The following is a 25663-nucleotide window of genomic DNA, read 5'->3' on the forward strand; positions in this document are numbered from 1 at the left end:
ACCCGTGGCGAGGGAGCTTGCTCCCGCTGGGCTGCGTAGCAGCCCAAAAACAGGGCCGCTTTGCGCCCCAGCGGGAGCAAGCTCCCTCGCCACGGGTTTCGTGTTCGGCTTTATTTCTCTTAACTGATCGGCATTAGCCCCCATCGGGGCTCCCTTTTTTTATTTCACCGTGACGGTGATTTTTTCCGAAAGGATCGGCGGGTCGAACGGCATGTGGTTCTTGTCCCCCAACTCCAGTTGCAAGGTGTGCTTGCCAGGCGCCAGGGTCACTTCGGTCTCGGTCTGGGCCTTGCCGAAGTGGATGTGCTGGGCGTCCGCCGGAATCGGCAGGTTCTCGGCTGGCAGCTTGTCGACATCGATCAGCAAATGGTGGTGCCCGGTGTGAGGGGTTTGATCACCCGCCGGAGCCAGGGAAATGTCACTGACACCGAACTTGACTTTAAAGGTCTTGGCCACGGTATCGCCGTTGACCGGGGTGACGATAAATACTTGCGCGTCCTGCGGTGCCTGAGTGCGTGGGATATCCGCCGCACTGGCCAGCATCGAAGCACTGAGCATCAAACCCGCCAGGGCTGCACGAGACAAAAAGGTTTTCATTCTTTTCTCCATTTTTCCGCTTAATCTCTACGAATGGGACAACTTCGTAGCAATTCGTTGTCGAAGGACCTCAACACCATAGCAAAGCGAGCCGCAACAGCGCGTCGCCTATAAATAAATCAAGGAGTGACCATGCGTTTTCTGCCTGGCCTGATCATGTTGCTACCCCTTCTGAGCCCTTTGGCTCACGCCGAACTGATCGATGAAGTCAATGACCGCGGGGAGCTGCGCATTGCACTTGAAGCCAATACGCCACCGTTCAACTTCAAGGAAGACGGCAAGCTGACCGGTTTCGAAGTCGAACTCGGCCAACTGCTGGCCAGCGAGCTGGATGTGCGCGCCGATTTCGTCGTCACCGATTCCACCGACCTGCTGCCGGGTGTTGAAAGCGGCAAGTACGACGTCGCGATCAATCACATAGCACTGACCCCGGAACTCAAGGATCGTTTCGACTTCAGCGAACCTTATAGCTATTCGAGTGCACAATTGATCGTGCGCGAGGAAGAACAGCGCCCGCTCGGCTCATTGCTGGCACTCAAGGGACAGGCCCTGGGCGTTGCGCAAGGCAGTCAGTTCGTCGATCAGGCACGTAGCGTCGAGGGCATTGACCTGCGCAGCTACCCCGACGCGCAACAGCCGCTCAAGGACGTGGCGGGAAAACAGCTCGACGCGGCCATCAGTGATCGCCTGCTGATTCCCTACGCCATTCGCGACAGCCGCTTGCCCGTCAAGGAAGGGGCCAGGGTCGGTCCGACCTTGAGCCTGGCGATTCCGTTTCAAAAGGGTAACCCGGCCTTCCAGGCCGGCATCGACCGAGCGTTGCAACGGATCAAGGCAGACGGCCGGCTGATGAAACTGTCGCAGAAGTGGTTCGGCATGGACGCAAGCCAGCCGCCAAAACTGTAAGAGCTCGAGTTCCTCCCCTGTGGCGAGGGAGCTTGCTCCCGCTGGGTCGCGTAGCGACCCTGAAACCTGCAATCGAGCTCTGTCAGGCACATCTCGCTCAATGGTTTTTGCGACTGCTACGCAGTCGAACGGGAGCAAGCTCCCTCGCCACAGGTTTTGTGCCTGGCGTCAATCCAGCTTCGCCAGTGCAGCCGCCGCCTCGGCCAGTTGCAACTCGCTGAACACCCGCACGCCATGCCGGGTCAACAAGGCTGCGGTGACCCCCTCGCCGCTGACCTTGACCCCGCTGAAGGTCCCGTCATAGGTCAGCAGGTTGCCGCAGGATGGGCTGTTGGCCTTGAGCACGGCAATACGGATGCCGTGCTGTTGCACCAACTCCAGTGCCTGGCGCGCGCCCGACAGGAACGCGTCACTGACGTCCTCGCCCTCAGTCGTGATCACTCGGGCCGTACCCTCGAGCACCTGGACACCCTGGCCGCCAGGAATCTCCGCCGCTGCCCGAGGCGTCGGCAAGCCGCCGGCGACTTCCGGGCACAAGGCAATCACCCGACCTTCGGCGATCCACTGCTCCAGTTGATTGAACGGCCCGCTGGCGCCGCCGTCGTAACGAACGCGGTGCCCCAGCAGACAACGACTCACAAGGATTTTTTGCATGATCAGAACGGCTCGTTGCCCCGCCGGCGAAACCAGCCGGTCAATGACAGGCGTTCGCGGGTCGCGGGCAGGACTTCATGGGGCACTTCGCCTGACAGGAACACCACCAGGCAGCCACCCGTGGGTACCACATCATGCCCGGCGTCCTCCTCCAGGTACATCCGCAACTGGCCGCCATGCTCCGGCAACCAGGCGTCATTGAGGTAGATCACCGCCGAGACCATGCGCCGGTCGTCGTCGCGAAAGCGGTCGACATGCTTGAGGTAGAACGCCCCGGGCGGGTACAGGGCGAAATGGCTTTCGAAATCCTCAAGGCCCAGGAACAGGCCGCGGTTCAATGCCTCGCGCAGGCTGTCCATCAAGCCCAGATAGTGGTCGCAGGCCTCGGCTTGCCCGGGCTCCAGCCACTGAATGTGATCGCCACGGATACCTTCGCGAATCTCCGAGAACGGCCCGCGCCCTACGGCAGCCGGCGCCAGTTCACCCTCGGCCGCACGCTTGCGGCATTCAGCCGCCAGCTCGGTGGTCAGCCCCTGAGGCAGGAAAATATTCTGCTGCGACCAGCCGCGCGCAGCCAGGTCGTCAACGATACGTAACAGCAGCGGGTGATCAGAGGGTATGTGCATGGCGCGCATAGTATTCCTGCGCCAGAAAATCCGACAGCACCGCATAGCGGAGGATCGTCGGATAAGCCGACGATCCTGATACGAATTCTCGACAACCTGTGTCTGGCCCCGGAGAATAGTCGCCTGCCGACAGGAGTCCTTATGCGCCGTTTGCTTTTTTCACTGTTGATGCTCTGCACTTTTCCCGCCTGGGCAGACGGCCACGACCAGTTATACAAGGTCGCCGGCTGGCCAGAACAGCGCGCGCATTTTAACGATGCCCTGACCGCCGCCCAGCAGCGCTACCAAAGCAGCTTGCCGCCTGCGGTATTCCAGGCCCTGGTCAATAACAGCAATCAACGCTTTGCGCCGCAGGCCATGGATCGCCGTGCCGAAGCGCAACTGCGCAAAAACCTCCCGGATCCGAAACCGGCGTTGAGCTTCTTCCAGTCACCGCTGGGGCGCAAGATCATTACCGCCGAGTTGCTCGCGACCCGCCGCGACCAGTTGGCGAAAAACGCCAAGGGCCTGCCGAAAATGGAAGCCAGCGACACCCGCCAGTTGATCATCGGGCACTTGGCCCAGGCCCTGCCTGCGCGCGAAGCCGGTGCCGAAGTCAGCCTGGCAATCGCCGGCGTGGCGGCGGACAGCCTGAGCCAGATGATCCCCGGCCTGCTCGGCGGCAGTCAGGCCCAAGGCATGTTGAACGGCCAGCGCCAGCGCTTGATGGAGCAAATTGGCAGCGACCTGAACAACACCTTGCTCTACGTGTATCGCGACCTGTCCGATCCTGAGCTTGAAGAGTTCGCCACGTTCGCCGAGTCGCCACAAGGCAAGGCTTACTATCAGGCGGCACTGGCGGCGATTCGCGCGGGGTTGGCAGTGGGCCAGAGCACCTCGAGCCTCAACCCGTAATCTTCGGTGCCCGGACGATCGCTGTCGGCGAATTGCAACAGGTGCTAGCGATTCCAGCCCTTCATCCGCTTGGTCAGAAACCCGAAATACTCCTGGCGCAACGCCTGGGTTTCGTTCGCCAGATGATGGCGGGCCGCGGGCAGCTTCAACACCTGCGGGCGTTCGAATTTGCCTGCCAGTACCTCAAGGTTGTGCTGCCAATCCACCGTCATGTCTGACTGCCCCTGCACGATCAACGGCGTGCGACTGCTGCGTGGGGCGGCTTCGATGCGTTTGATCCAGCGCGCCAGCGCCCCGACCCAGGCGGTCGGCAAGCGTTGCGGCTGCAGCGGGTCGGCCTGCAGGAAGGGCAAGAACGTCGGGTCGTTGGAGTTCTCGCTGAAGCGTCGGGCGATGCCTTTGACGAATGGCTTAAGCAGGTAATAACTGAACTGCGACCAGCCCCAGGCCCGTGGCCGCACCAGGGGCGACAGCAGAATTACCTGGCCCTGGGCCGGACTGTTCGCGCCCTGATTGAGCACATGATCGATCACGATCGCCCCGCCGGTACTCTGCCCGCACAGATGCCACGGCTGTGGCAGGTCAACGGATCGCGCCTCGGCGAACACCCCTTGCAACGTGTCCTGGTACTCGGCGAAATCCCGGATGCTGGCACGCTCGCCACTGGACAGTCCGTGCCCCGGCAGGTCGCAAGCGATCACGGCAAAACCCTGATCCAGTGCCCACTCGATCACATGCCGGTACAGCCCGGTGTGATCGTAGAAGCCGTGGAACAGAAACAACGTCGCCTTCGCCCCCTCGGGCCACCAGAGCTGGCTGACCAGTTCATAACCGTCCACCTCGAAACGGCCCAGCCCCGTGCGCAGCGTGCGCCCCGGAAAATCCAGCCCGTAGAAATGCTGGTAGGCCCGGGCCTCCACCGACAGCGGCTGCGCCTGTGCCAGGGGCCGCAGGCTGGCGCGCAGGTGATCGGGATCGAAGGTGGCAGGCATGGCGGGTTTCCAGGCAAAGCGCGGGGCGCGAAACAGACTTTATGGGCCTGCGATATTCATCTGTCGCGGCAAGCATGGCAAGCTACGCCACCTTCAAGGATGGTTTCGTATGCGCCCGAACTCCCGCACGACATTGCTTGCCGCCCTGCTCACCCTGATATGCGCCGGCGTGCTGTGGGCGGCGTACGACTGGTTTCAGGGGCGCTACCTGCGGGCATTCAGCTCGCACACGGCGGTGTTTTCCGGCGATCCCTTGCGCCTTCCCGAGCACCTGGCCGGCCCCGGCGCGATTCGCGTCGTGCACTTCTGGGACCCGGCGTGCCCATGTAACGTCGGCAATCAACAACACTTGGCCGAGCTGCTGACGCACTACGCACCCCAAGGCGTGCAGTTCTACGCGATCCAGAAGCCCGGCAGCCAGGGGCAGTTGCCCAGCACCCTGAGCGGCCTGAAAACCCTGGAAATCCTCCCAGGCTCGGAACAGATCCCCGCCAGCCCGGCGGTGGCGATCTGGGATCGCAGCGGCAAACTGGCGTACTTCGGGCCTTACAGCGAAGGCCTGACGTGCAACTCGAACAACAGTTTTATCGAACCCATCCTGCAAGCCCTCAGCGAAGACCGTCCCGTCAGCGCCACCCACACCCTGGCGGTGGGCTGCTATTGCCCATGGGCCAGTGAACCGCAGTAGGGCATTCAGGACTTTTCAAGGTAGGTGATGCCCGACGCACAAGGTCTGTGCTAAATGTGATCGCCTTGGCTGGCGGCACCCATAAAAAGAACAAGGAGTTCCCATGAAACGCGTCCTGACCCTACTGGCTGCATTGCTTGCGGCCCTCATCGTCGGCGCTGGCTGGTACGTGTACAGCAAGCTGCCTTCGCGTCAGGGCCAGGTGCAGTTGCAGCACCTGGAGGGGTCGGTGACGGTGCGTTACGACGAGCGCGGCGTGCCGCACATTCGCGCCGAAAGCGAACTCGACCTGTACCGCACCCTCGGCTATGTGCAGGCCCAGGACCGACTGTTCCAGATGGAAGCCATGCGCCGCCTGTCCCGGGGCGAACTGGCCGAAGTCCTCGGCCCCAAGCTGCTCGACACCGACAAGCTGTTTCGCAGCCTGCGCATCCGTGAGCGCGCCGACAGCTATGTGGCCGCGCTCGACAAGCAATCCCCGGCGTGGAAGGCCCTGCAAGCCTACCTGGACGGGATCAACCAGTATCAGGACACTCACGCCGCACCGGTGGAGTTCGACGTGCTGGGCATCCACAAGCGCCCGTTCACCGCGCAGGACAGCGTCAGCGTCGCCGGCTACATGGCCTACAGCTTTGCCGCGGCCTTTCGCACCGAACCGGTAATGACCTACGTGCGTGATCAGTTGGGCCACGACTACCTGAATATCTTCGACCTAGACTGGCAGCCCAAGGGCGTGCTGGCCCAGCAGCACACCCCCAATGCTCCAGCCCTCAGCGCCAGTGACTGGCAAGACCTCAACGCCATTGCCCGCCTGAGCGAGCAAGCGCTGGCCGACAACGGCCTGCCGCAATTCGAAGGCAGCAACGCCTGGGTGATTGCCGGCAACCACACCAAGAGTGGCAAGCCCTTGCTGGCCGGCGACCCGCACATTCGCTTCTCGACGCCGGCGGTGTGGTACGAAGCCCAGCTGTCGGCGCCGGGCCTGGAGCTCTACGGCCACCATCAGGCGCTGGTGCCCTTCGCATTCCTGGGTCACAACCTGGACTTCGGCTGGAGCCTGACGATGTTCCAGAACGACGACCTCGACCTGATCGCCGAGAAGGTCAACCCGGACAACCCCAATCAGGTCTGGTACCGCGACAAGTGGGTCGACCTGGTCACGACCGAGCAGCAGATTGCCGTGAAGGGCCAGGCGCCGGTCAACTTCACCCTGCGTCAGTCGCCCCACGGGCCGATCATCAACGACGTGCTCGGCGCCAACGCCGGCAAGACCCCGATCGCCATGTGGTGGGCGTTCCTCGACACCCAGAACCCGATCCTCGAAGGCTTCTACCAGCTCAATCGCGCCGACACCCTGGCCAAGGCCCGCGCCGCGTCCGCCAAGGTCCAGGCACCCGGGTTGAACATCGTCTGGGCCAACGCCAAGGGCGATATCGGCTGGTGGGCCGCGGCACAACTGCCCAAGCGTCCGGCCGGGGTCAAGCCAGGCTTCATCCTCGACGGCAGCACCCACCAGGCCGACAAAGAAGGCTTCTACCCGTTCAGCGCCAACCCGCAGGAAGAAAACCCGGCGCGCGGCTACATCGTCTCGGCCAACTTCCAGCCGGTCTCGCCGACAGGCATGGAGATTCCCGGCTACTACAACCTGGCCGACCGTGGCCAGCAACTCAACCTGCAGCTCAGCGACAAGAACCTGAAGTGGGACATCGACGCCACCCAGAAACTGCAACTGGGCACCACCACGGGCTACGGCCCTCGCCTCCTGGCGCCGTTGTTGCCGGTATTGCGTGAAGTGGTCAGCGACCCGCAAGAGCGCGAATGGGTGGAACAACTGGCACTGTGGAAAGGCGATTACCCGCTGGAGTCCGTCAGCGCCACGCTGTTCAACCAGTTGCTGTTCAACCTGGCCGACGGCGCACTGCACGATGAACTCGGCAACAGCTTTTTCGACACCCTGCTCTCGACCCGGGTGATCGATGCCGCACTGCCACGGTTGGCCGCGAACGCGGATTCACCGTGGTGGGACAACCGCGCCACACCGGTCAGGGAAACCCGTGCCGACGTGGTCAAGGCCGCCTGGAATGCCAGCCTGGCGCACCTGAAAACCACCCTCGGCCCGGATGCCTCCCAATGGCAATGGGGCAAGGCCCATACCCTGACCCATAACCATCCGCTGGGCACGCAAAAGCCCTTGGAGCGCATCTTCGACGTCGGCCCGTTCGAGGCCCCCGGCACTCATGAGGTGCCGAACAACCTCTCGGCCAAGATCGGACCCGCGCCGTGGCCCGTGACCTACGGCCCATCGACCCGACGCATCATCGACTTCGCCGACCCCGCCCACGGCCTGACCATCAACCCGGTCGGCCAAAGCGGCGTGCCGTTCGACCCGCACTACGCCGACCAGGCCGAAGCCTATGTCGAAGGCATCTACCATCAAGCGCACTACAGCGAAGAGGAAGTGACCGCCAATACCCGCAGCACCTTGAAACTGCTGCCGGCGCGGGGCGTGCAGTAACGACTGAAAACCTGCAATCCCATGGCATCGGATACACCAAACCGCAGACGTAAAAAAACCTCGCGCCCGATACCGGGAGCGAGGTTTTTTTGTACAGCGGGCTTAAGCCGCTTCCGGCGCCTGGGCCCGGCGCACGTCCGGTTGCTTCCAGGAGTCGGCGGCACTTTCCTCGATGGCTTGCTGGATCGCACGCTTGCGGTTTTCTTCGGCGCGACGGCTGAAGAACCACACCAGGAAGGTCACGATCGATACCGCCAGCAGGATCAGGCTGGCCACGGCGTTGATCTCGGGCTTCACGCCCAGGCGCACCGCCGAGAACACTTCCATCGGCAGGGTGGTGGAACCCGGGCCGGAGACGAAGCTGGCGAGCACCAGGTCATCCAGGGACAACGCAAAGGACATCATGCCGCCCGCCGCCAACGATGGCGCGATCATCGGGATGGTGATCAGGAAGAACACCTTCCACGGCTTCGCGCCCAGGTCCATGGCCGCCTCTTCGATGGACAGGTCCAGCTCGCGCAACCGCGCCGACACCACCACCGCCACATAGGCGGCACAGAACGTGGTGTGGGCAATCCAGATGGTGACGATGCCGCGTTCCTGCGGCCAGCCGATCATCTGCGCCATGGCCACGAACAGCAGCAACAGCGACAGACCGGTGATCACTTCCGGCATTACCAGCGGCGCGGTGACCAGGCCACCAAACAGCGTACGGCCCTTGAAGTGGGTAATCCGGGTCAGCACGAAGGCGGCCAGGGTGCCCAGCGCCACCGCTGCAATCGCGGTGTAGCAGGCGATTTCCAGCGAGCGCACCACCGAGCCCATCAGCTGGGAGTTGTCCAGCAGGCCGACGTACCACTTGATCGACCAGCCGCCCCAGACCGTTACCAGCTTCGAGGCGTTGAACGAGTAGATCACCAGGATCAGCATCGGCAGGTAGATGAACAACAGGCCCAACACCAGCATCAGGCTGGAGAAACGAAAGCGCTTCATTCTCTACCCTCCATTTCCTTGGCCTGACTGCGGTTGAACAGAATGATCGGCACAATCAGGATTGCCAGCATCACCACAGCCAAGGCAGACGCCACCGGCCAGTCACGGTTATTGAAGAACTCTTGCCAGAGCACTTTACCGATCATCAGGGTTTCCGGACCGCCCAGCAGTTCAGGGATCACGAACTCACCCACCACCGGGATGAACACCAGCATGGCGCCTGCGATGATGCCGTTTTTCGACAGCGGCACGGTGATCTTCCAGAAGCTGTTGAAGGTGCTCGACCCCAGGTCGGAGGCCGCTTCCAGCAGGCTGGTATCGTGCTTCACCAGGTTGGCGTACAACGGCAGGATCATGAACGGCAGGTAGGAGTACACCACGCCGATATAGACCGCCAGGTTGGTGTTGAGGATCTGCAGCGGTTCGTCGATCCAGCCCATGGTCATCAGGAAGCCATTGAGCAGCCCGTTGTTGCTGAGGATGCCCATCCACGCGTACACGCGGATCAGGATCGCGGTCCAGGTCGGCATCATGATCAGCAGCACCAGCACGGTCTGCATTTCCTTGCGCGCACTGGCAATGGCATAGGCCATCGGGTAGCCGATCAGCAAACAGAGGATGGTGCTGATCAGCGCCATCTTCAACGAGCCGAGGTAAGCGGCGATGTACAGCTCATCCTCGCTGAGCATCACGTAGTTGCCGAGGTTGAGCAGCAGCTGCAGCTTCTGCTCAACGTAGCTGTAGATCTCGGTGTACGGTGGAATGGCCACGTCCGCTTCGGCGAAGCTGATCTTCAACACGATGAAGAACGGCAACATGAAGAACAGGAACAGCCAGAGGAACGGAACCCCGATGACCAGCTGACGGCCACCGGGAATTATTCGACTGAGTCGGCGCTTGAGCTTTCGCATGTTCATGAGCGCAGTACCACGCCGCTGTCGTCTTCCCACCAGACGTAGACCTGGTCGCCCCAGGTCGGACGCTGCCCGCGACGTTCGGCGTTGGCCACGAACGACTGCACCAGCTTGCCGCTCGGCAGCTCGACGTAGAACACCGAGTGGCCACCCAGGTAGGCAATGTCATGCACCTTGCCGCTCGACCAGTTGTGTTCGCAGGTCGGCATTTCGGCGGTGACCAGCAGTTTTTCCGGGCGAATCGCGTAGGTCACCGACTTGTCCTGCACCGAGGTGCTGATGCCGTGCCCCACGTAGATGTTGCGATCCAGGTCCTTGCAGGTGATCAGCGCATGGCCCTCGGCGTCGTCCACCACTTCACCTTCGAAGATGTTGACGTTGCCGATGAATTCGCAGACCAGGCGGCTGGTAGGGGTTTCATAGATGTCGATCGGGCTGCCGATCTGGGCGATCCAGCCAAGGTGCATGATCGCGATGCGCTCGGCCATGGTCATGGCCTCTTCCTGGTCGTGGGTCACCATGACGCAGGTCACGCCCACGCGCTCGATGATCTCCACCAGTTCCAGCTGCATCTGCGAACGCAGTTTCTTGTCCAGCGCACCCATCGGTTCGTCGAGCAGCAACAGCTTCGGGCGCTTGGCCAGGGAGCGGGCCAGGGCCACACGCTGGCGCTGGCCGCCGGAGAGCTGGTGCGGCTTGCGCTTGGCGTACTGGCTCATCTGCACCAGCTTGAGCATCTCGGTCACGCGGGCGTCGACCTCGGCCGTCGGGATCTTGTCCTGCTTGAGGCCGAAGGCAATGTTCTGCGCCACCGTCATGTGCGGGAACAGGGCGTAGGACTGGAACATCATGTTGATCGGCCGCTCGTACGGCGGCATGTCCGTGATGTCCACGCCGTCGAGGAAAATGCGTCCCTCCGTAGGCCGTTCGAACCCTGCGAGCATGCGCAGCAAGGTCGATTTGCCCGATCCCGAACCGCCGAGCAGGGCGAAGATCTCGCCTTTCTTGATTTCCAGGGACACATCGTCCACGGCAATCGTCTCGTCGAACTTCTTCGTGACCCGGTCGATTTTGACCAGCACCTGCTTAGGTGTCTGGTCGCCCTCGAGGGCTTTCTTATAGGCGCCGGAGGCAACTGCCATTTACGAAACTCCCAACAAAAAGAGTGCAGTTCGCCCAATACGGGCGAAACCTTGGATAGGTTGAGCCTTTGTCACTATTTACCCGACTTGACCTTGGTCCAGCTGCGGGTCATCAAGCGTTGAATGTTCGGTGGCAGCTCGACCGACACGTAGGTCTTGTCGAGGACCACTTGCGGCGGATACACCGACTCGTCTTCGCGAATCGACTGATCCATCAGCTTGTCCGACGCAGGGTTCGGGTTGGCATAGCCGACGTAATCGCTGACCTGGGCAATCACCTCAGGCTTGAGCAAGTAGTTGATGAACGCATTGGCTTGCTTGACGTTGGACGAGTCCTTGGGGATCGCCAGCATGTCGAACCACAACGCGCCGCCTTCTTTCGGAATCGAGTACGCGATGTTCACGCCCTTGCCGGCTTCGGCTGCACGCGCCTTGGCCTGGAAGATGTCGCCGGAGAAACCGATCGCCACGCAAATATCGCCGTTGGCCAGGTCCGCAATGTATTTGGAGGAGTGGAAGTAGGTCACGTAAGGCCGTACCGCGAGCAGCTTGGCTTCCGCTTTCTTGTAATCCTCAGGGTTGGTGCTGTTGGCATTCAGGCCCATGTAGTTGAGGACCGTCGGCATCATTTCATCGGCGGAGTCCAGGAAGGCTACACCACAGCTTTGCAGCTTCTTGATGTTTTCCGGCTCGAACAGCACGCCCCAGGAGTCGATCTTGTCGACGCCCAGTACGGCCTTGACCTTGTCGACGTTGTAACCGATGCCGTTGGTGCCCCACAGGTACGGCACGGCATACAGGTTGCCCGGGTCGTTCTGTTCCAGGCGCTTGAGCAGCACCGGATCAAGATTGGCGTAGTTGGGCAACTGCGACTTGTCGAGTTTCTGGAATGCCCCGGCCTTGATCTGTTTGCCCAGGAAGTGGTTGGACGGCACGACCACGTCATAACCGGTACGCCCGGCCAGCAACTTGCCTTCCAGGGTTTCATTGGAGTCAAACACGTCATACACCGGCTTGATGCCCGTGGCTTTTTCGAAGTCCGCCAGGGTGTTTTCGCCGATGTAGTCCGACCAGTTATAAATATGCACGGTGGGTGCGGCTTGCACACTGACGGCGAGTGTCAGGCCGGCGCCAACCAGCATGGCTTTGCGAAACAAAGAAATAGGCAAGTGATGGTCCTCTTAAATAGTTGGGCCAAAGTTGCCCAGCGTTACATGACAGCCGTGGCTGCCCGGCAACAAAACCGGCGCGCAACTTACCCTCGATAAACCGATCCAGCAAAACTTTCTGTCATTTAATTGTTCCTGCTGCCGCCGTCAGCACGACGACGGCAACAGGACAGTACTTCAAATCGGCTTATTTACCGGATTTGATCTTGGTCCAGCTGCGGGTCATGATCCGCTGGGTAGCGGCCGGCAAGTCGGCAATCGCATACAGCTTGGCCAGTACATCCGCCGGTGGATAAACACCCGGGTCGCTGGTGATGTCTTTGTCGACCAGTGCCGTGGCTGCCGCGTTACCGTTCGGGAAACGTACGGCATTGGTGATTTCAGCCATGATTTCCGGCTTCATCAGGAAGGTCATGAACTTGTAGGCACCCTCGACGTTCTCGGCATCCTTGGGGATGGCGACCATGTCGTAGAAGCTGCCTGCACCTTCTTTCGGAATGTTGTAGCTGACCTTGACCTTGTCACCGGCTTCAGCTGCGCGGGCCTTGGCCTGGTAGATGTCGCCCGAGTAACCCACGGCCACGCAGATGTTGCCGTTGGCCAGGTCGGAGATGTACTTGGACGAGTGGAAGTAGCCCACCGAAGGACGGATCTTCAGGAACAGCGCTTCGGCTTCGGCCAGTTGTTTCTTGTCCTGGCTGTCGGTCGGATAGCCCAGGTAGTGCAACGCCACCGGGATCATCTCGGTGGGCGAGTCGAGGAAACTGATGCCACAGGATTTCAGCTTGGCCGCGTTTTCCGGCTTGAACAGCAGATCCCAGGAGTTGGTCGGTGCGTCGGCCCCCAGGGCGGCCTTGACCTTTTCGGCGTTGAAACCGATGCCGATCGAGCCCCACATGTACGGGAAGGCATGTTCGTTGCCCGGGTCGCTGACCGAGACGGCCTTGAGCAGGTCAGGGTTCAGGTTCTTCCAGTTAGGCAACTTGGACTTGTCCAGCTTCTGGTAGACGCCGGCCTTGATTTGCTTGGCCAGGAAGTTGTTCGAGGGTACGACGATGTCGTAGCCGGACTTGCCCGCCAGCAACTTGGCTTCCAGGGTCTCGTTGCTGTCGAAGACGTCGTAGACCACTTTGATGCCCGACTCGTCTTCGAACTTCTTGACGGTATCCGGTGCAATGTAGTCAGACCAGTTGTAAACGTGCAGTACCTTGTCATCAGCCTGGACCGCGCCAGCCATCAGCCCCAGCAGGGACATGGCGAGCAGTGTCTTGCCACCGAGCTTTTTACCTAGTGCCTTCATGCGTAATGCTCCAAATTGTTCTTTTTTGAACCACCTGTTCCGCGGCCGAACCCGGGCAACTGGAACTATGGCTAGTCTGGCAAGTTCAGTGGCGGTCTTTCAAGGAAAGGCCAAGCTTTCTGATCTCCCTGAGCGAAAGGGCCTACATTCCCTTTCGCTCAGAGCCTAGCACTTAGCGTTGCAATGCACTCAGGGTCAAGTCCAGGCACTGACGCGCCTTGGTCACCAGTTCGTCGATTTCCGCCGGTGTAATCACCAGGGGCGGCGAGATGATCATGGTGTCCCCCACTGCGCGCATGATCAGGCCGTTGTCGAAGCAGAACTGCCGGCAAATCATGCCGACGCCCTTACCCTCGTAACGCTTGCGCGTGGCCTTGTCCTGAACCAGTTCAATGGCACCCAACAGGCCGACGCCACGGACTTCGCCCACCAACGGGTGATCGTTCAGTTCCCGTAGACGCTTTTGCAAATACGGTGCCGTTTCTGCATGAACGCGCTCGATAATTTTCTCTTCGCGCAGAATGCGGATGTTCTCCAGCGCCACTGCCGCGGCAACCGGGTGACCGGAGTAGGTGAAGCCGTGGTTGAAGTCGCCGCCTTCGTTCAGCACCTCGACCACTTCATCGCGCACGATCAGGCCACCCATCGGGATGTAGCCGGAGGTCAGGCCCTTGGCGATGGTCATCATGTCGGGCTTGAGGTCGTAGAAATCGCTACCGAACCACTCACCCGTGCGGCCGAAACCACAGATCACTTCGTCGGCGACGAACAGGATGTCGTACTTGGCAAGGATTTCCTTGATGCGCGGCCAGTAGCTGTCTGGCGGAACGATCACGCCGCCAGCACCCTGGATCGGCTCGGCAATGAAGGCGCCGACGTTGTCGACGCCGACTTCGAGAATCTTGGCTTCCAGCTGGTTGGCCGCCCAGATACCGAACTCATCCGGTGTCATGTCGCCGCCTTCACCGAACCAGTACGGTTGCGGGATGTGCACGATGCCCGGGATCGGCAAGTCGCCCTGTTCGTGCATATAGGTCATGCCGCCCAAGCTGGCACCGGCCACGGTCGAACCGTGGTAACCGTTTTTACGGCTGATGATGACCTTCTTGTTCGGCTGGCCCTTGATCGCCCAGTAGTGGCGAACCATGCGCAGCATGGTGTCGTTGCCTTCGGAACCGGAACCGGTGAAGAACACGTGGTTCATGCCTTCCGGGGCGATGTCGGCGATGGCCTTGGCCAGTTCCAGCACCGGCGGGTGAGCGGTCTGGAAGAACAGGTTGTAGTACGGCAGCTCACGCATCTGCTTGCTGGCGGCATCGGCCAGCTCGTCGCGACCGTAACCGATGGCCACGCACCACAGGCCGGCCATGCCGTCGAGGATCTTGTTGCCTTCGCTGTCCCACAGGTAAACGCCCTTGGCGTGGGTGATGATGCGCGGGCCTTTCTCTTTAAGCTGCTTGAAGTCGCTGAACGGCGCCAGGTGGTGATCGTTGCTCAGGATTTGCCATTCACGGGTTTGCGGGTTGTGGCTGGTCATAAAGCTCTCCTAGTTAGGTGAGAGTGCGGCTTTTGAGGGCCGCACCCGGCGTATCAGACGGCGAACAACAGGAACTCCCGTTCCCACGAACTGATCACGCGCTTGAAGTTTTCATGCTCGGCCCGCTTGACCGCGACGTAGCCAGTGATGAATTTATTGCCCAGGTACTTCTCGATAGTGGCGCTGTTTTCCATGCGCTCCAGTGCGTCTTCGATGGTCAGCGGCAGACGCAGGTTGCGCCGCTCGTAACCCCGTCCAACCACGGGTGCACTTGGGTTGATGCCTTCGACCATGCCGATGTAGCCGCAGAGCAGGCTCGCGGCAATCGCCAGGTACGGGTTGGCGTCGGCGCCCGGCAGACGGTTTTCCACCCGACGGTTTTGCGGCCCGGCATCCGGCACCCGCAGGCCCACGGTACGGTTCTCTTCGCCCCACTCCACGTTCACCGGCGCCGAGGTGTCCGGCAGGAAGCGGCGGAACGAGTTGACGTTGGGCGCGAACAGCGGCAGCAACTCAGGGATGAACTTCTGCAAGCCACCGATGTGATTGAGGAACAGCTGGCTCATGGTCCCGTCTTCATTGGAGAAAACGTTCTTGCCTGTCTCGAGGTCGATGATGCTCTGGTGCAGGTGCATGGCACTGCCCGGCTCGCCGGTCATGGGTTTGGCCATGAAGGTCGCCGCCACGTTGTGCTTGAGCGCCGCTTCGCGCATGGTGCGCTTGAACACCAGGATCTGGTCGGCCAGGGACAGCGCGTCGCCATGACGGAAGTTGATTTCCATCTGCGCCGTGCCGTCTTCGTGGATCAGGGTGTCCAGATCCAGCTCTTGCAGTTCGCACCAGTCGTAGACGTCTTCGAACAATGGGTCGAATTCGTTGGCCGCTTCAATGGAGAAGGACTGGCGACCGGTTTCCGGGCGGCCGGAACGGCCAATTGGCGGTTGCAACGGGAAGTCCGGGTCTTCGCAACGCTTGGTCAGGTAAAACTCCATTTCCGGCGCCACGATTGGCTGCCAACCCCTGTCGGAATAGAGCTTGAGTACCTTTTTGAGCACGTTGCGCGGCGACAGCTCGATCGGGTTGCCTTGCTTGTCGTAGGTGTCGTGAATCACCTGGGCGGTCGGTTCGATGGCCCACGGCACGAGGAATACGGCGTTTTCGTCCGGACGGCAGATCATGTCGATGTCGGCCGGGTCGAGCAGTTCGTAATAGATGTCGTCTTCGACATAGTCGCCCGTTACTGTTTGCAGCAACACACTCTCGGGCAGGCGCATGCCTTTTTCGGCAATGAACTTGTTGGTTGGCGAAATCTTGCCACGGGTGATCCCCGTCAAGTCGCCAATCATGCATTCGACTTCTGTGATCTTGTGGTCTTTCAACCAATCGGTGAGCTGGTCGAGGTTGTTACTCATAAATGCCTCTGGGCTGGGTTTCCTGACTTCATTAAGAGTCAGGCGTTGTTTGACGCGTCCGCGTCGCGTTGTATTGCCCGCTTGCGACAGGCATCGCCAAATGCCTGGAAGATGGCAAGGTAGTGAGGGTTGGAGCTTACCTGCCATTCGGGGTGCCATTGCACCCCCAAGGCAAAAGCCTGGCCTCCCTCGATCTCTGCGTCCTTGACAGACAGCGCCTCGATCAATCCGTCGGGCGCCAACGCCTCGATTTGCAGGCCCGGCGCCAGACGTTCAACGCCCTGACCATGAATCGAATTGACTGAAATCACGCTCGGCAGGCCCAGGCCCGCAAGTACGCCACCCGGCTGGATATGCATCGGGTGGCTGGGGGCGTACTGTCCTTCCAGCGGCAGGCTGTCGTCTTCACGGTGATCCATGAAGGGACCGGCCTCGTGGACGCTCTGGTGCAGGCTGCCACCGAATGCGACGTTCATTTCCTGAAAGCCACGACAGATCCCCAGTACCGGGACGCCTGCGGCCACCGCGGCGCGAATCAGCGGCAGGGTGGTGGCATCGCGTGCAGGATCATGGGCGGTTCCCGGCGCACTCGCAGGACCGCTATAGTGAAAAGGTTCTACATTGGAAGGTGAGCCGGTAAACAGGATGCCATCCAGGCCGTCCAGAATTTCGGACGGGGACAGCAATTCCGGCAGCAACGGCACAATCACCGGCAAGCCTCTGGCTGCCGTGGCCACTGCACGAACGTACTTGTCGCCACTGATGTGATAAGCATGCAGACCGATCTGCCTGGAGCAGGCGGTGACGCCGATTAACGGCAGGCGAGACATGAAGCACCCCGGTATTATTGCTGTTATGGGTTTGAATCGAGCTTAGCCTTGTTCATTTTTTTACACAACACCCCCGTAAAAAATACAACACGGCCCGCTCAAACATGCTGTAGCAAAAGAAGTGAAAGGCATAAAAACGCCCCAAACTGCCTCAAAAATGCCATTCGAGCGCTTTTTTAGGGCAATTAAGGCCTCGCTTGACTTCGGCATGCCATTGGGGTTGACTGGAATCTGAAAAGATCAATGATTGATATTTTTAACAACAAAGGTGTTGCATCATGTCGGTACCCCCGCGTGCCGTTCAGCTTAACGAAGCGAACGCGTTCCTTAAGGAACATCCTGAGGTTCTGTACGTTGACCTTCTGATTGCGGATATGAATGGTGTGGTGCGCGGCAAGCGCATCGAACGCACCAGCCTCCACAAGGTTTACGAGAAAGGCATCAACCTGCCGGCCTCTCTATTTGCTCTGGATATCAATGGTTCGACGGTGGAAAGCACCGGCCTGGGCCTGGACATCGGCGATGCTGACCGAATCTGCTATCCAATCCCTGACACCCTGTGCAATGAGCCTTGGCAGAAGCGCCCTACCGCGCAACTGTTGATGACCATGCACGAACTCGAAGGTGAGCCATTCTTCGCCGACCCGCGTGAAGTGCTGGCCAATGTAGTGCGCAAGTTCGACGAGATGGGCCTGACCATCTGCGCCGCCTTCGAACTGGAGTTCTACCTGATCGACCAGGAGAACGTGAACGGTCGCCCGCAACCCCCTCGCTCGCCGGTTTCCGGTAAACGCCCGCACTCGACACAGGTCTACCTGATCGACGACCTCGACGAATACGTCGACTGCCTCCAGGACATCCTGGAAGGTGCGAAGGAGCAAGGCATCCCGGCCGACGCCATCGTCAAGGAAAGTGCTCCGGCGCAGTTCGAAGTGAACCTGCACCACGTTGCCGACCCGATCAAGGCCTGCGACTACGCGGTACTGCTCAAGCGTCTGATCAAAAACATCGCCTACGACCATGAGATGGACACCACCTTCATGGCCAAGCCTTACCCAGGCCAGGCGGGTAATGGTCTGCACGTCCACATCTCGATCCTTGATAAAGACGGCAAGAATATTTTTGCCAGTGAGGATCCCGAGCAGAACGCCGCACTGCGTCACGCGATCGGCGGTGTGCTCGAGACCCTACCGGCGCAGATGGCTTTCCTCTGCCCGAACGTCAACTCCTATCGTCGTTTCGGCGCACAGTTCTACGTGCCGAACTCGCCGTGCTGGGGCCTGGACAACCGCACTGTAGCGATTCGTGTGCCGACCGGTTCCTCCGATGCCGTGCGCATCGAACACCGTGTGGCCGGCGCCGATGCCAACCCGTACCTGCTGATGGCTTCGGTCCTGGCAGGCGTGCACCACGGTCTGGTCAACAAGATCGAGCCGGGTGCTCCGGTCGAAGGCAACAGCTACGAGCAGAACGAGCAAAGCCTGCCGAACAACCTGCGCGATGCACTGCGTGAGCTGGACGACAGCGAAGTCATGGCCAAGTACATCGATCCGAAATACATCGATATCTTCGTGGCCTGTAAAGAGAGCGAGCTGGAGGAGTTCGAACACTCCATCTCCGACCTCGAGTACAACTGGTACCTGCATACCGTGTAAGTGGGTTGCAGTAAAAACGAACGCCGTCAGCCTTGCAGCTGGCGGCGTTTTTTTGTGCCCGCCATCCATCGCTTGGTCTTACAGCCATTATCCGTGGATATATCTTACAAAACCGTCAGACACGGATTACATCGATTGCCTACCTGCAAGTTCACACTTCAGGCCCCCGGAATTTAACCGGTTTCCTACCTGACTGCTGAGAACAACAAGCATGACAAAACTGCTACCAGGCACAGCCATGACCCTGATCGCCGCCGGTTTGTGCGCTACCGCCTGGGCCAATACCGCCGACACTGCCGAATGGGGCTACACCGCACCCTCCGGCCCGGAAAGCTGGAGCGAACTGAAGAGCGAATTCAGACTCTGCACCTCCGGTAAAGAACAGTCGCCAATCGACATTCATGACGCGGTGAAGGCTGGAGTCGAGCCCCCAACCTTCACTTATCGCCCAAGCACAGCCGCCGTGCTGAACAACGGTCATACGATCCAGGTATCGCCGACGGACCCAGGTGGTATCACCCTGACCTCCGGTGCCTATTCGCTCGTGCAATTGCACTTCCATACGCCCAGCGAGGAAAAGATCCAGGGCCGCTCCTATCCGCTGAATGCGCATCTGGTTCATCGCAACACCGCAGGCGAACTGGCCGTTGTGGCCTTGCTGTTTGAAGAGGGCGCACATAACCCGACGCTCGAGTCGATCCTGGCAGCCATGCCAAAGGACGCGGGTGGCACGGCGACCCTGGAGACACTGAACATTGCCGATTTATTGCCCGCCACCCACAACGCCTATTCCTACATGGGTTCTCTGACTACCCCACCCTGTACTGAAGGCGTGCGCTGGAATGTGCTGACTACTGCGGTGCAGATATCCCGGGCACAACTGGAGGCTTTCCAGGCGCTGTATCCGATGAACGCACGTCCGGTCCAACCCTTGAATGGCCGGAGCGTGCAGGTCGACGGCTAAGCCACCCTGGCGGCCAAGCGGCGCAGTGGGCCTGTACAGACAAGGGGCGAGTCGCCTCGTACAATGCCCGCTGCCTTTGCAGGAGACTTCAATGACCCGGCCCGCCACTCTTCGTAAACCCCGCGCCCGCAGCCAGGCGCGAATCGATTCGATACTCGATGCCGCCCGCACACTGCTGGCCGCCGAGGGCGTGGCCAGTTTGTCGATCTACAGTGTCGCCGAGCGCGCGGAGATCCCGCCCTCCTCCGTCTACCATTTCTTCGCCAGCGTCCCGGCCCTGCTCGAAGCCTTGACGACCGACGTCCACGCCGCATTCCGCGCCTGCCTGCAAGCGCCTATCGACCACGGCACCCTCAGTGGCTGGCGTGACCTGTCGCGGCTGGTGGAACAGCGCATGCTCGCGATCTACAGCGAAGATGCCGCCGCCCGCCAACTGATCCTCGCCCAGCATGGCCTGACCGAGGTCACCCAGGCCGACCGTCAGCACGACATCGAACTGGGCGACCTGATGCACAAACTCTTCGACCACCACTTCGAACTACCGGCATTGCCCAGGGACGTCGACGTGTTTGCCCTGGCCATGGAGCTGGGCGACCGTGTTTACGCACGCTCGGTGCAGCAGCACGGGCAGATCACCCCGCGCATGGCGGAGGAAGGGATGCGGGTGTTCGATGCGTACCTTGGGTTGTATCTGCCGCCGTATTTGCCAAAGCGTGTAGTTCCAGCCTGATTTCTGTGCTGGCTTCACTGCACTCTTCGCGGGCAAGCCCGCTCCCACATTGGGCCCCCAGTAAATGTCAGGCCTGTGCGCGACGCCGCTCAAAGGCGGCAACGGGCTTGCCCGTGAAGGGCTCACCACCACACTGACTCACACGCACACAACCCCGAAGGGCTCACACCCTTCGGGGTTGCTCGTGGCGCACGCGCTTACAACTTGGCGATCGACACCTCGGTAGATTTCACGAAGGCGATGACTTCACTGCCAATCACCAACTCTAGCTCTTTGACCGAGCGCGTGGTGATCACCGAGGTGACGATGCCGGAGGCTGTCTGTACGTCGATTTCCGAGAGCACGTCGCCTTCGACGATTTCCTTGATGGTGCCTTTGAACTGGTTGCGAACGTTGATGGCCTTGATCGTCATGATGTTGATTCCTGTCGTTGGGATAAAACTGCAGTTATTGAGCCCAGCGCAATTGCGTGGGCAAGGGTGAAACAGGTTCAGGTTCCGGTGGCTGGCCAGGCAGTGACAGCACACGGTTGAGGACTTCGGTTTCCAGTGCCGCCAGTCGATGGGAGCCACGCGCCCGGGGGCGCGGCAAGTCGACGTGCAGGTCCAGGCCAATCTCGCCCTCCTCGATCAACAGCACCCGGTCGGCAATCGCCACGGCTTCACTGACGTCGTGGGTCACCAGCAACACGGTGAAGCCGTGCTGCTGCCAGAGCCGCTCGATCAGTTGCTGCATTTCAATGCGGGTCAGGGCATCCAGGGCGCCCAGCGGCTCATCCAGCAACAGCAAGCGCGGCTGGTGGATCAGCGCCCGGGCCAGGGCCACCCGTTGCTTCTGCCCGCCGGACAACGCCGCCGGCCATTCATTGGCGCGATCCGCCAACCCTACGGCATCCAGAGCGTCCAACGCTTTCTGGCGCCAGTCGCCCTTGAGGCCGAGGCCAACGTTGTCGATCACTTTCTTCCAGGGCAGCAGACGCGCTTCCTGAAACATCAGGCGGGTGTCTTCCCGCGCCTGGCTGAGCGCCGCGGATCCGGCCAACAGCTCGCCATCCGTCGGTTGATCGAGGCCGGCGAGCAAGCGCAGCAATGTGCTTTTACCGCAGCCGCTACGCCCCACCACCGCGACGAATTGACCGGCCGGAATGTGCACGTCTATGTCCCGCAGTACGTGCCGCGCACCAAAGGTCTTTTGCAGCTTGCGCACCGCCAGTGGAATCCCGCGCAGCAGGCGCGGTGGTTGCTGAGCCGTCATGCCGCACCTCCCTTGGCCACTTGATAGGCCGGATGCCAACGCAACCACACGCGTTCCAGCCCACGGGCAGCGAGGTCGGCCAGCTTGCCGAGCAGCGCATACAAAACTATCGCCAGCACCACCACATCGGTCTGCAGGAACTCCCGGGCGTTCATCGCCAGGTAACCGATACCGGAGCTGGCGGAAATGGTTTCTGCAACGATCAGGGTCAACCACATGAAGCCCAGGGCAAACCGCACCCCCACCAGAATCGACGGCAGCGCGCCCGGCAGAATCACCTGGCGGAACAGGCTGAAACCGCTCAAGCCATAACTGCGCGCCATCTCCACCAGGGCCGGGTCGACGTTGCGGATGCCGTGGTAGGTGTTGAGGTAGATCGGGAACAAGGTGCCCAGGGCCACCAGGAAAATCTTCGCCGACTCATCAATGCCGAACCACAGGATCACCAGTGGAATCAGCGCCAGGTGCGGCACGTTGCGGATCATCTGCACCGAACTGTCGAGCAGGCGCTCGCCCCACCTCGACAGCCCAGTGATGAACCCCAGCGCCAGGCCAAGGCCACCGCCGATCACGAAACCGATGCCGGCACGCCAGCCGCTGATCGCCAGGTGTTTCCAGATGTCGCCACTGCGCACCAGATCTACGCCTGCCTCGATGACCGCGCTGGGCGCCGGCAGTATCCGCGTCGACAGCCAACCCGCCGACACCGACAACTGCCATACCGCCAACAACAGCACCGGCAGTGCCCAGGGTGCGAGGCTGTGGATAAAGGTTCCCCTCTTCATGGCGCGCCTCAGCTCTGGGACACGGCTTTGGGAAGGATGTCGTTGGCTACCATTTCGCCAAACGGGCTGACGTAGCCACCGCTTTTGGGCAGCTCCGGGCGCTCGACGTCCAGGTGCGGGAACAACAAGTCGGCCACCCGGTAGGACTCCTCCAGATGGGGATAACCGGAGAAAATGAAGGTGTCGATGCCCAGCGCCGCATACTCCTTGACCCGTGCCGCCACGGTCGGACCATCGCCGACCAGCGCCGTCCCCGCCCCGCCACGCACCAGGCCCACCCCGGCCCACAGGTTCGGACTGACTTCCAGGTTGTCGCGGCTGCCGCCATGCAGGGCCGCCATGCGCTGCTGGCCCACCGAATCAAAGCGCGCCAGCGAGGCTTGAGCACGGGCAATGGTGTCGTCGTCCAGGTGGGAGATCAGGCGATCCGCCGCTTGCCAGGCTTCAGCCGTGGTTTCACGCACAATCACATGCAGGCGAATCCCAAAGCGCACGGTGCGTCCCAGCTTCGCGGCCTTGTCCCGGACCTGCTGGATTTTTTCGGCCACCGCAGCCGGCGGCTCGCCCCAGGTCAGGACCATCTCGACCTGTTCGGCGGCCAGATCCTGGGCCGCCTCCGAGGATCCTCCGAAATACAGCGGCGGACGTGGCTGCTGGATCGGCGGATAGAGCAGTTTCGCGCCCTTCACGCTGATGTGCTGACCGTCGTAGTCCACCGTCTCGCCCTCCAGCACTCGACGCCAGATCCGGGTGAATTCCACCGACGCCTGATAGCGCTCCTCGTGACTGAGGAACAAGCCATCACCGGCCAATTCTTCCGGGTCGCCCCCCGTCACCAGGTTGAACAGCGCCCGGCCACCGGACAACCGATCCAGGGTCGCGGCCTGACGCGCCGCCACCGTCGGGGAAATGATCCCGGGACGCAGCGCGACCAGAAACTTCAGGCGCTGGGTGACGGGGATCAGCGAGGCCGCCACCAGCCAGGAGTCTTCGCAGGAGCGTCCGGTGGGAATCAGCACCCCGCCAAAGCCCAGGCGATCCGCCGCCTGGGCGACTTGCTGCAGGTACCCGTGATCGACGGCGCGGGCGCCTTCGGCGGTGCCAAGGTAATGGCCGTCGCCATGGGTGGGCAGGAACCAGAAAATATTGAGGCTCATGGAGTGGTCTCCTTGGAAATTGGAATTACTGCGCGTTGGCAACAGTCGCCGGTGGTGTCCAGATCACGTCTTTGATGCTCAAGGGCTTGGGGATCAACTTGAGCTGGTAGAAGCTGTCGGCGATTTTCTGCTGCGCCGCGACGACGTCCGGGGTGACGAAGTGCGCGCCAAAGCCCTGGCGCTTCATGGAAGTCAGGGTGATGTCCGCCGGCAGGCCGATCAGTGGCGAGACCTGCCTGGTCACGTCCTCAGGGTTGGCTTTGGACCACTCGCCGATGGCGCGAACCTGCTCCACCAGGGTCTTGATCACGACCGGGTGCTGCTCGGCATAGGGCCTGGTCGCCAGATAGAACTGGTGGTTGTCGACGATGCCCTGGCCATCGCGCAGGGTGCGTGCTTGCAGTTGCTGTTCGGCAGCCGCCTGGTACGGGTCCCAGATCACCCAGGCATCGACGCTGCCGCGCTCGAAGGCGGCGCGGGCATCGGCCGGTGGCAGGAAGACGGTCTGGATGTCGGTGTACTTGAGGCCGGCGTCTTCCAGGGCGCGCACCAACAGGTAGTGCACGTTGGAGCCTTTGTTGAGCACGACCTTCTTGCCCTTGAGATCCTGCACCGACGTGATCGGGGAGTCCTTGGGCACCAGGATCGCTTCACTGTGGGGCGCGGGCGGCTCGTAGGCGACGTAGAGCAGGTCCGCGCCGGCGGCCTGGGCGAACACCGGCGGCGTTTCGCCGGTCACGCCGAAATCGATGGAGCCGACGTTCAAGCCTTCAAGCAACTGCGGGCCGCCGGGAAACTCCGTCCACTGCACGTCGACGCCTTGGGCGGCGAGGCTTTTTTCCAGGGTGCCGCGGGCTTTGAGCAGCACCAGGGTGCCGTATTTCTGATAGCCGATTCGTAAGGTCTCGGCCTGGGCTTGAGTAATGGCGCCGAAGGACACAGCCGCAGCAAACAGAGCGACCAGACCGCGACGCAAAATGACAGGGCGCATGGCGCTCTCCTTTTTGCAGTGGGGGTTATGGCTGCACCTGCTTGCCCGTTAGCGGGCGAGTAAGGCCAGTATTTCTACTTTCGGGTAAGGCTTAGATGCTCCAGCGAGCACTTAACAGACGATCATTGAGCAGGCCAGGATCCAGCGGCTTCGGCCGACGGGCCATGGCGCTGAAAAACTGCTCCAGCGCTTCATGCAGACGCTGCTCCAGTGCCGGTGTCAGCTGCGCCTGGGCGTTGCCCTGGCCGTATGCGATCTGACTGTCCTCGGCGAAGATGCCGTGGAGCATCTCCTGCGCCTTGAGCGCCGACAGCACCGGCTTGAGCGCATAATCCACCGCCAGCATATGGGCAATGCTGCCACCGGTAGCCATCGGCAATACGACCTTGTGGCTCAGGGCACGCTCGGGTAACAGGTCCAGCAGGGTTTTCAGCGCGCCGGAGAAAGACGCCTTGTAGACCGGCGTGGCAATCAACAGGCCATCGGCGTTTTCAATCTGTTGCAGCAGGTCGATCACCTTCGGGCTATCGAAGCGGGCGTGCAGCAAGTCTTCGGCCGGGAAGTCCCGTACCTGATAACTCACCACTTCCACTCCTTGTTGTTGCAACCAGCGTTGGGAGCGATCCAGCAGCACCCCGGAACGGGAGCGTTGGCTGGGACTTCCTCCGAGTGAGACGACCAGCATCGGGTTGATTCCTTGCGTGTTATGGACGATTCGCGGCTTGCGATCTCGCTTTGATTGAGGTGACCTTAACAGCTGATTTATATATCGATAAATCATATTTATTCATTTGTTTATTCTATAAAAGAATATGGTGACAGACTTTCCGCAGACCAAAAAAAGGCCGTCGAAACGGCCTGAAAACCCCTGCTTTGTGAATTGGTTCACTCTGGATCCCGTGGTGCCTTGAAAGTCGCCATCGCGGGCAGGCCAAACAATGTGTGCGTACGCACATGC

At 60.9% G+C, this 25663-nt stretch carries 25 protein-coding genes; 7 read left to right on the forward strand and 18 right to left on the reverse strand.

The window, feature by feature from the left end; genetic code table 11:
• Nucleotides 1-159: 159 nt before the first annotated feature.
• Complete coding sequence (locus CKW25_RS19880) at nucleotides 160-597, reverse strand: DUF4399 domain-containing protein (RefSeq protein ID WP_095081801.1); 438 nt, start codon at nucleotides 595-597, stop codon at nucleotides 160-162.
• A gap of 132 nt (nucleotides 598-729) precedes the next feature.
• Between CKW25_RS19880 and CKW25_RS19885 the strand changes: the two genes are divergently transcribed.
• Entirely contained in the window at nucleotides 730-1503 is a 774-nt protein-coding gene (locus CKW25_RS19885; RefSeq protein ID WP_095081802.1) for a transporter substrate-binding domain-containing protein, read from the forward strand.
• A gap of 168 nt (nucleotides 1504-1671) precedes the next feature.
• Here the strand turns inward: CKW25_RS19885 and CKW25_RS19890 are convergent, their stop codons facing one another.
• Together CKW25_RS19890 and CKW25_RS19895 are read right to left on the reverse strand one after the other, a co-directional pair.
• Nucleotides 1672-2157, reverse strand: coding sequence for a DUF523 domain-containing protein (locus tag CKW25_RS19890; protein WP_095081804.1), 486 nt, complete (start codon nucleotides 2155-2157; stop codon nucleotides 1672-1674).
• Between the two features lie 2 nt (nucleotides 2158-2159).
• Entirely contained in the window at nucleotides 2160-2792 is a 633-nt protein-coding gene (locus tag CKW25_RS19895) for a 2OG-Fe(II) oxygenase (protein ID WP_172736580.1), read from the reverse strand.
• A gap of 132 nt (nucleotides 2793-2924) precedes the next feature.
• On the opposite strand from CKW25_RS19895, the gene CKW25_RS19900 reads away from it, so the two are divergent.
• Complete coding sequence (locus CKW25_RS19900) at nucleotides 2925-3677, forward strand: DUF2059 domain-containing protein (RefSeq protein WP_095081807.1); 753 nt, start codon at nucleotides 2925-2927, stop codon at nucleotides 3675-3677.
• A gap of 44 nt (nucleotides 3678-3721) precedes the next feature.
• On the opposite strand, the gene CKW25_RS19905 is transcribed toward CKW25_RS19900, so the two are convergent.
• A complete protein-coding gene (locus tag CKW25_RS19905; RefSeq protein WP_095081808.1) occupies nucleotides 3722-4669 on the reverse strand; it encodes an alpha/beta hydrolase in 948 nt (315 codons plus the stop codon).
• Nucleotides 4670-4778: 109 nt separating this feature from the next.
• Here CKW25_RS19905 and CKW25_RS19910 point away from each other — a divergent pair, with 109 nt between their 5' ends.
• The gene (locus CKW25_RS19910) at nucleotides 4779-5357 is read left to right on the forward strand and encodes a DUF6436 domain-containing protein (RefSeq protein ID WP_095081809.1); all 579 of its coding nucleotides are present in this window, start codon (nucleotides 4779-4781) and stop codon (nucleotides 5355-5357) included.
• Between the two features lie 103 nt (nucleotides 5358-5460).
• Nucleotides 5461-7872: a penicillin acylase family protein gene (locus CKW25_RS19915; RefSeq protein WP_095081810.1), complete on the forward strand. Its 2412-nt coding sequence runs from the start codon at nucleotides 5461-5463 to the stop codon at nucleotides 7870-7872.
• 102 nt (nucleotides 7873-7974) lie between these two features.
• On the opposite strand, the gene CKW25_RS19920 is transcribed toward CKW25_RS19915, so the two are convergent.
• The 8 genes from CKW25_RS19920 to CKW25_RS19955 form a co-directional block, all read right to left on the reverse strand.
• The gene (locus CKW25_RS19920; RefSeq protein WP_095081811.1) at nucleotides 7975-8865 is read right to left on the reverse strand and encodes an ABC transporter permease subunit; all 891 of its coding nucleotides are present in this window, start codon (nucleotides 8863-8865) and stop codon (nucleotides 7975-7977) included.
• Nucleotides 8862-9743 (reverse strand): ABC transporter permease subunit, encoded by an 882-nt coding sequence (locus CKW25_RS19925; protein WP_172736582.1) that lies wholly within the window; start codon nucleotides 9741-9743, stop codon nucleotides 8862-8864. Before CKW25_RS19925 ends, CKW25_RS19920 begins: the two co-directional genes overlap by 4 nt.
• Before the next feature lie 35 nt (nucleotides 9744-9778).
• Nucleotides 9779-10921, reverse strand: coding sequence for an ABC transporter ATP-binding protein (locus tag CKW25_RS19930; RefSeq protein WP_095081814.1), 1143 nt, complete (start codon nucleotides 10919-10921; stop codon nucleotides 9779-9781).
• A 74-nt stretch (nucleotides 10922-10995) separates the two neighbouring features.
• Nucleotides 10996-12090 carry a polyamine ABC transporter substrate-binding protein gene (locus CKW25_RS19935; protein WP_095081815.1) on the reverse strand — a complete coding sequence of 365 codons (1095 nt, stop codon included), beginning with the start codon at nucleotides 12088-12090 and terminating at the stop codon, nucleotides 10996-10998.
• Between the two features lie 187 nt (nucleotides 12091-12277).
• On the reverse strand, nucleotides 12278-13390 hold the full coding sequence (locus CKW25_RS19940) for a polyamine ABC transporter substrate-binding protein (RefSeq protein WP_095081816.1): 1113 nt from the start codon (nucleotides 13388-13390) through the stop codon (nucleotides 12278-12280).
• Nucleotides 13391-13562: 172 nt separating this feature from the next.
• Entirely contained in the window at nucleotides 13563-14927 is a 1365-nt protein-coding gene (locus tag CKW25_RS19945; protein WP_095081818.1) for an aspartate aminotransferase family protein, read from the reverse strand.
• Between the two features lie 53 nt (nucleotides 14928-14980).
• Nucleotides 14981-16339 carry a glutamine synthetase family protein gene (locus tag CKW25_RS19950; RefSeq protein WP_095081819.1) on the reverse strand — a complete coding sequence of 453 codons (1359 nt, stop codon included), beginning with the start codon at nucleotides 16337-16339 and terminating at the stop codon, nucleotides 14981-14983.
• 38 nt (nucleotides 16340-16377) lie between these two features.
• The gene (locus tag CKW25_RS19955; protein ID WP_095081820.1) at nucleotides 16378-17169 is read right to left on the reverse strand and encodes a gamma-glutamyl-gamma-aminobutyrate hydrolase family protein; all 792 of its coding nucleotides are present in this window, start codon (nucleotides 17167-17169) and stop codon (nucleotides 16378-16380) included.
• 278 nt (nucleotides 17170-17447) lie between these two features.
• Between CKW25_RS19955 and CKW25_RS19960 the strand changes: the two genes are divergently transcribed.
• The 3 genes from CKW25_RS19960 (at nucleotide 17448) to CKW25_RS19970 (ending at nucleotide 20518) form a co-directional block, all read left to right on the forward strand.
• A complete protein-coding gene (locus CKW25_RS19960; protein WP_095081821.1) occupies nucleotides 17448-18824 on the forward strand; it encodes a glutamine synthetase family protein in 1377 nt (458 codons plus the stop codon).
• A gap of 211 nt (nucleotides 18825-19035) precedes the next feature.
• Nucleotides 19036-19788, forward strand: coding sequence for a carbonic anhydrase (locus tag CKW25_RS19965; RefSeq protein WP_095081823.1), 753 nt, complete (start codon nucleotides 19036-19038; stop codon nucleotides 19786-19788).
• A gap of 91 nt (nucleotides 19789-19879) precedes the next feature.
• Nucleotides 19880-20518 carry a TetR/AcrR family transcriptional regulator gene (locus tag CKW25_RS19970; protein ID WP_095081824.1) on the forward strand — a complete coding sequence of 213 codons (639 nt, stop codon included), beginning with the start codon at nucleotides 19880-19882 and terminating at the stop codon, nucleotides 20516-20518.
• Nucleotides 20519-20715: 197 nt separating this feature from the next.
• Here CKW25_RS19970 and CKW25_RS19975 read toward each other — a convergent pair whose 3' ends face one another.
• From CKW25_RS19975 to ssuE, 6 genes are all read right to left on the reverse strand, one after another.
• A complete protein-coding gene (locus tag CKW25_RS19975) occupies nucleotides 20716-20931 on the reverse strand; it encodes a molybdopterin-binding protein (protein ID WP_003213899.1) in 216 nt (71 codons plus the stop codon).
• Between the two features lie 34 nt (nucleotides 20932-20965).
• Nucleotides 20966-21772 carry an aliphatic sulfonates ABC transporter ATP-binding protein gene (gene ssuB, locus CKW25_RS19980; protein ID WP_095081826.1) on the reverse strand — a complete coding sequence of 269 codons (807 nt, stop codon included), beginning with the start codon at nucleotides 21770-21772 and terminating at the stop codon, nucleotides 20966-20968.
• Nucleotides 21769-22557 carry an aliphatic sulfonate ABC transporter permease SsuC gene (gene ssuC / locus CKW25_RS19985; protein WP_095081827.1) on the reverse strand — a complete coding sequence of 263 codons (789 nt, stop codon included), beginning with the start codon at nucleotides 22555-22557 and terminating at the stop codon, nucleotides 21769-21771. The genes ssuB and ssuC overlap by 4 nt, the downstream gene beginning before the upstream one ends.
• Nucleotides 22558-22565: 8 nt before the next feature.
• Nucleotides 22566-23714 carry an FMNH2-dependent alkanesulfonate monooxygenase gene (gene ssuD / locus CKW25_RS19990; RefSeq protein ID WP_095081828.1) on the reverse strand — a complete coding sequence of 383 codons (1149 nt, stop codon included), beginning with the start codon at nucleotides 23712-23714 and terminating at the stop codon, nucleotides 22566-22568.
• Between the two features lie 25 nt (nucleotides 23715-23739).
• Nucleotides 23740-24705, reverse strand: coding sequence for a sulfonate ABC transporter substrate-binding protein (locus CKW25_RS19995; RefSeq protein WP_095081829.1), 966 nt, complete (start codon nucleotides 24703-24705; stop codon nucleotides 23740-23742).
• A gap of 91 nt (nucleotides 24706-24796) precedes the next feature.
• Complete coding sequence (gene ssuE / locus CKW25_RS20000; protein ID WP_095081831.1) at nucleotides 24797-25390, reverse strand: NADPH-dependent FMN reductase; 594 nt, start codon at nucleotides 25388-25390, stop codon at nucleotides 24797-24799.
• Between the last annotated feature and the right edge of the window lie 273 nt (nucleotides 25391-25663).

Source organism: Pseudomonas sp. Irchel s3h17, assembly GCF_900187505.1.
In the GTDB taxonomy this organism is placed as follows: domain Bacteria; phylum Pseudomonadota; class Gammaproteobacteria; order Pseudomonadales; family Pseudomonadaceae; genus Aquipseudomonas.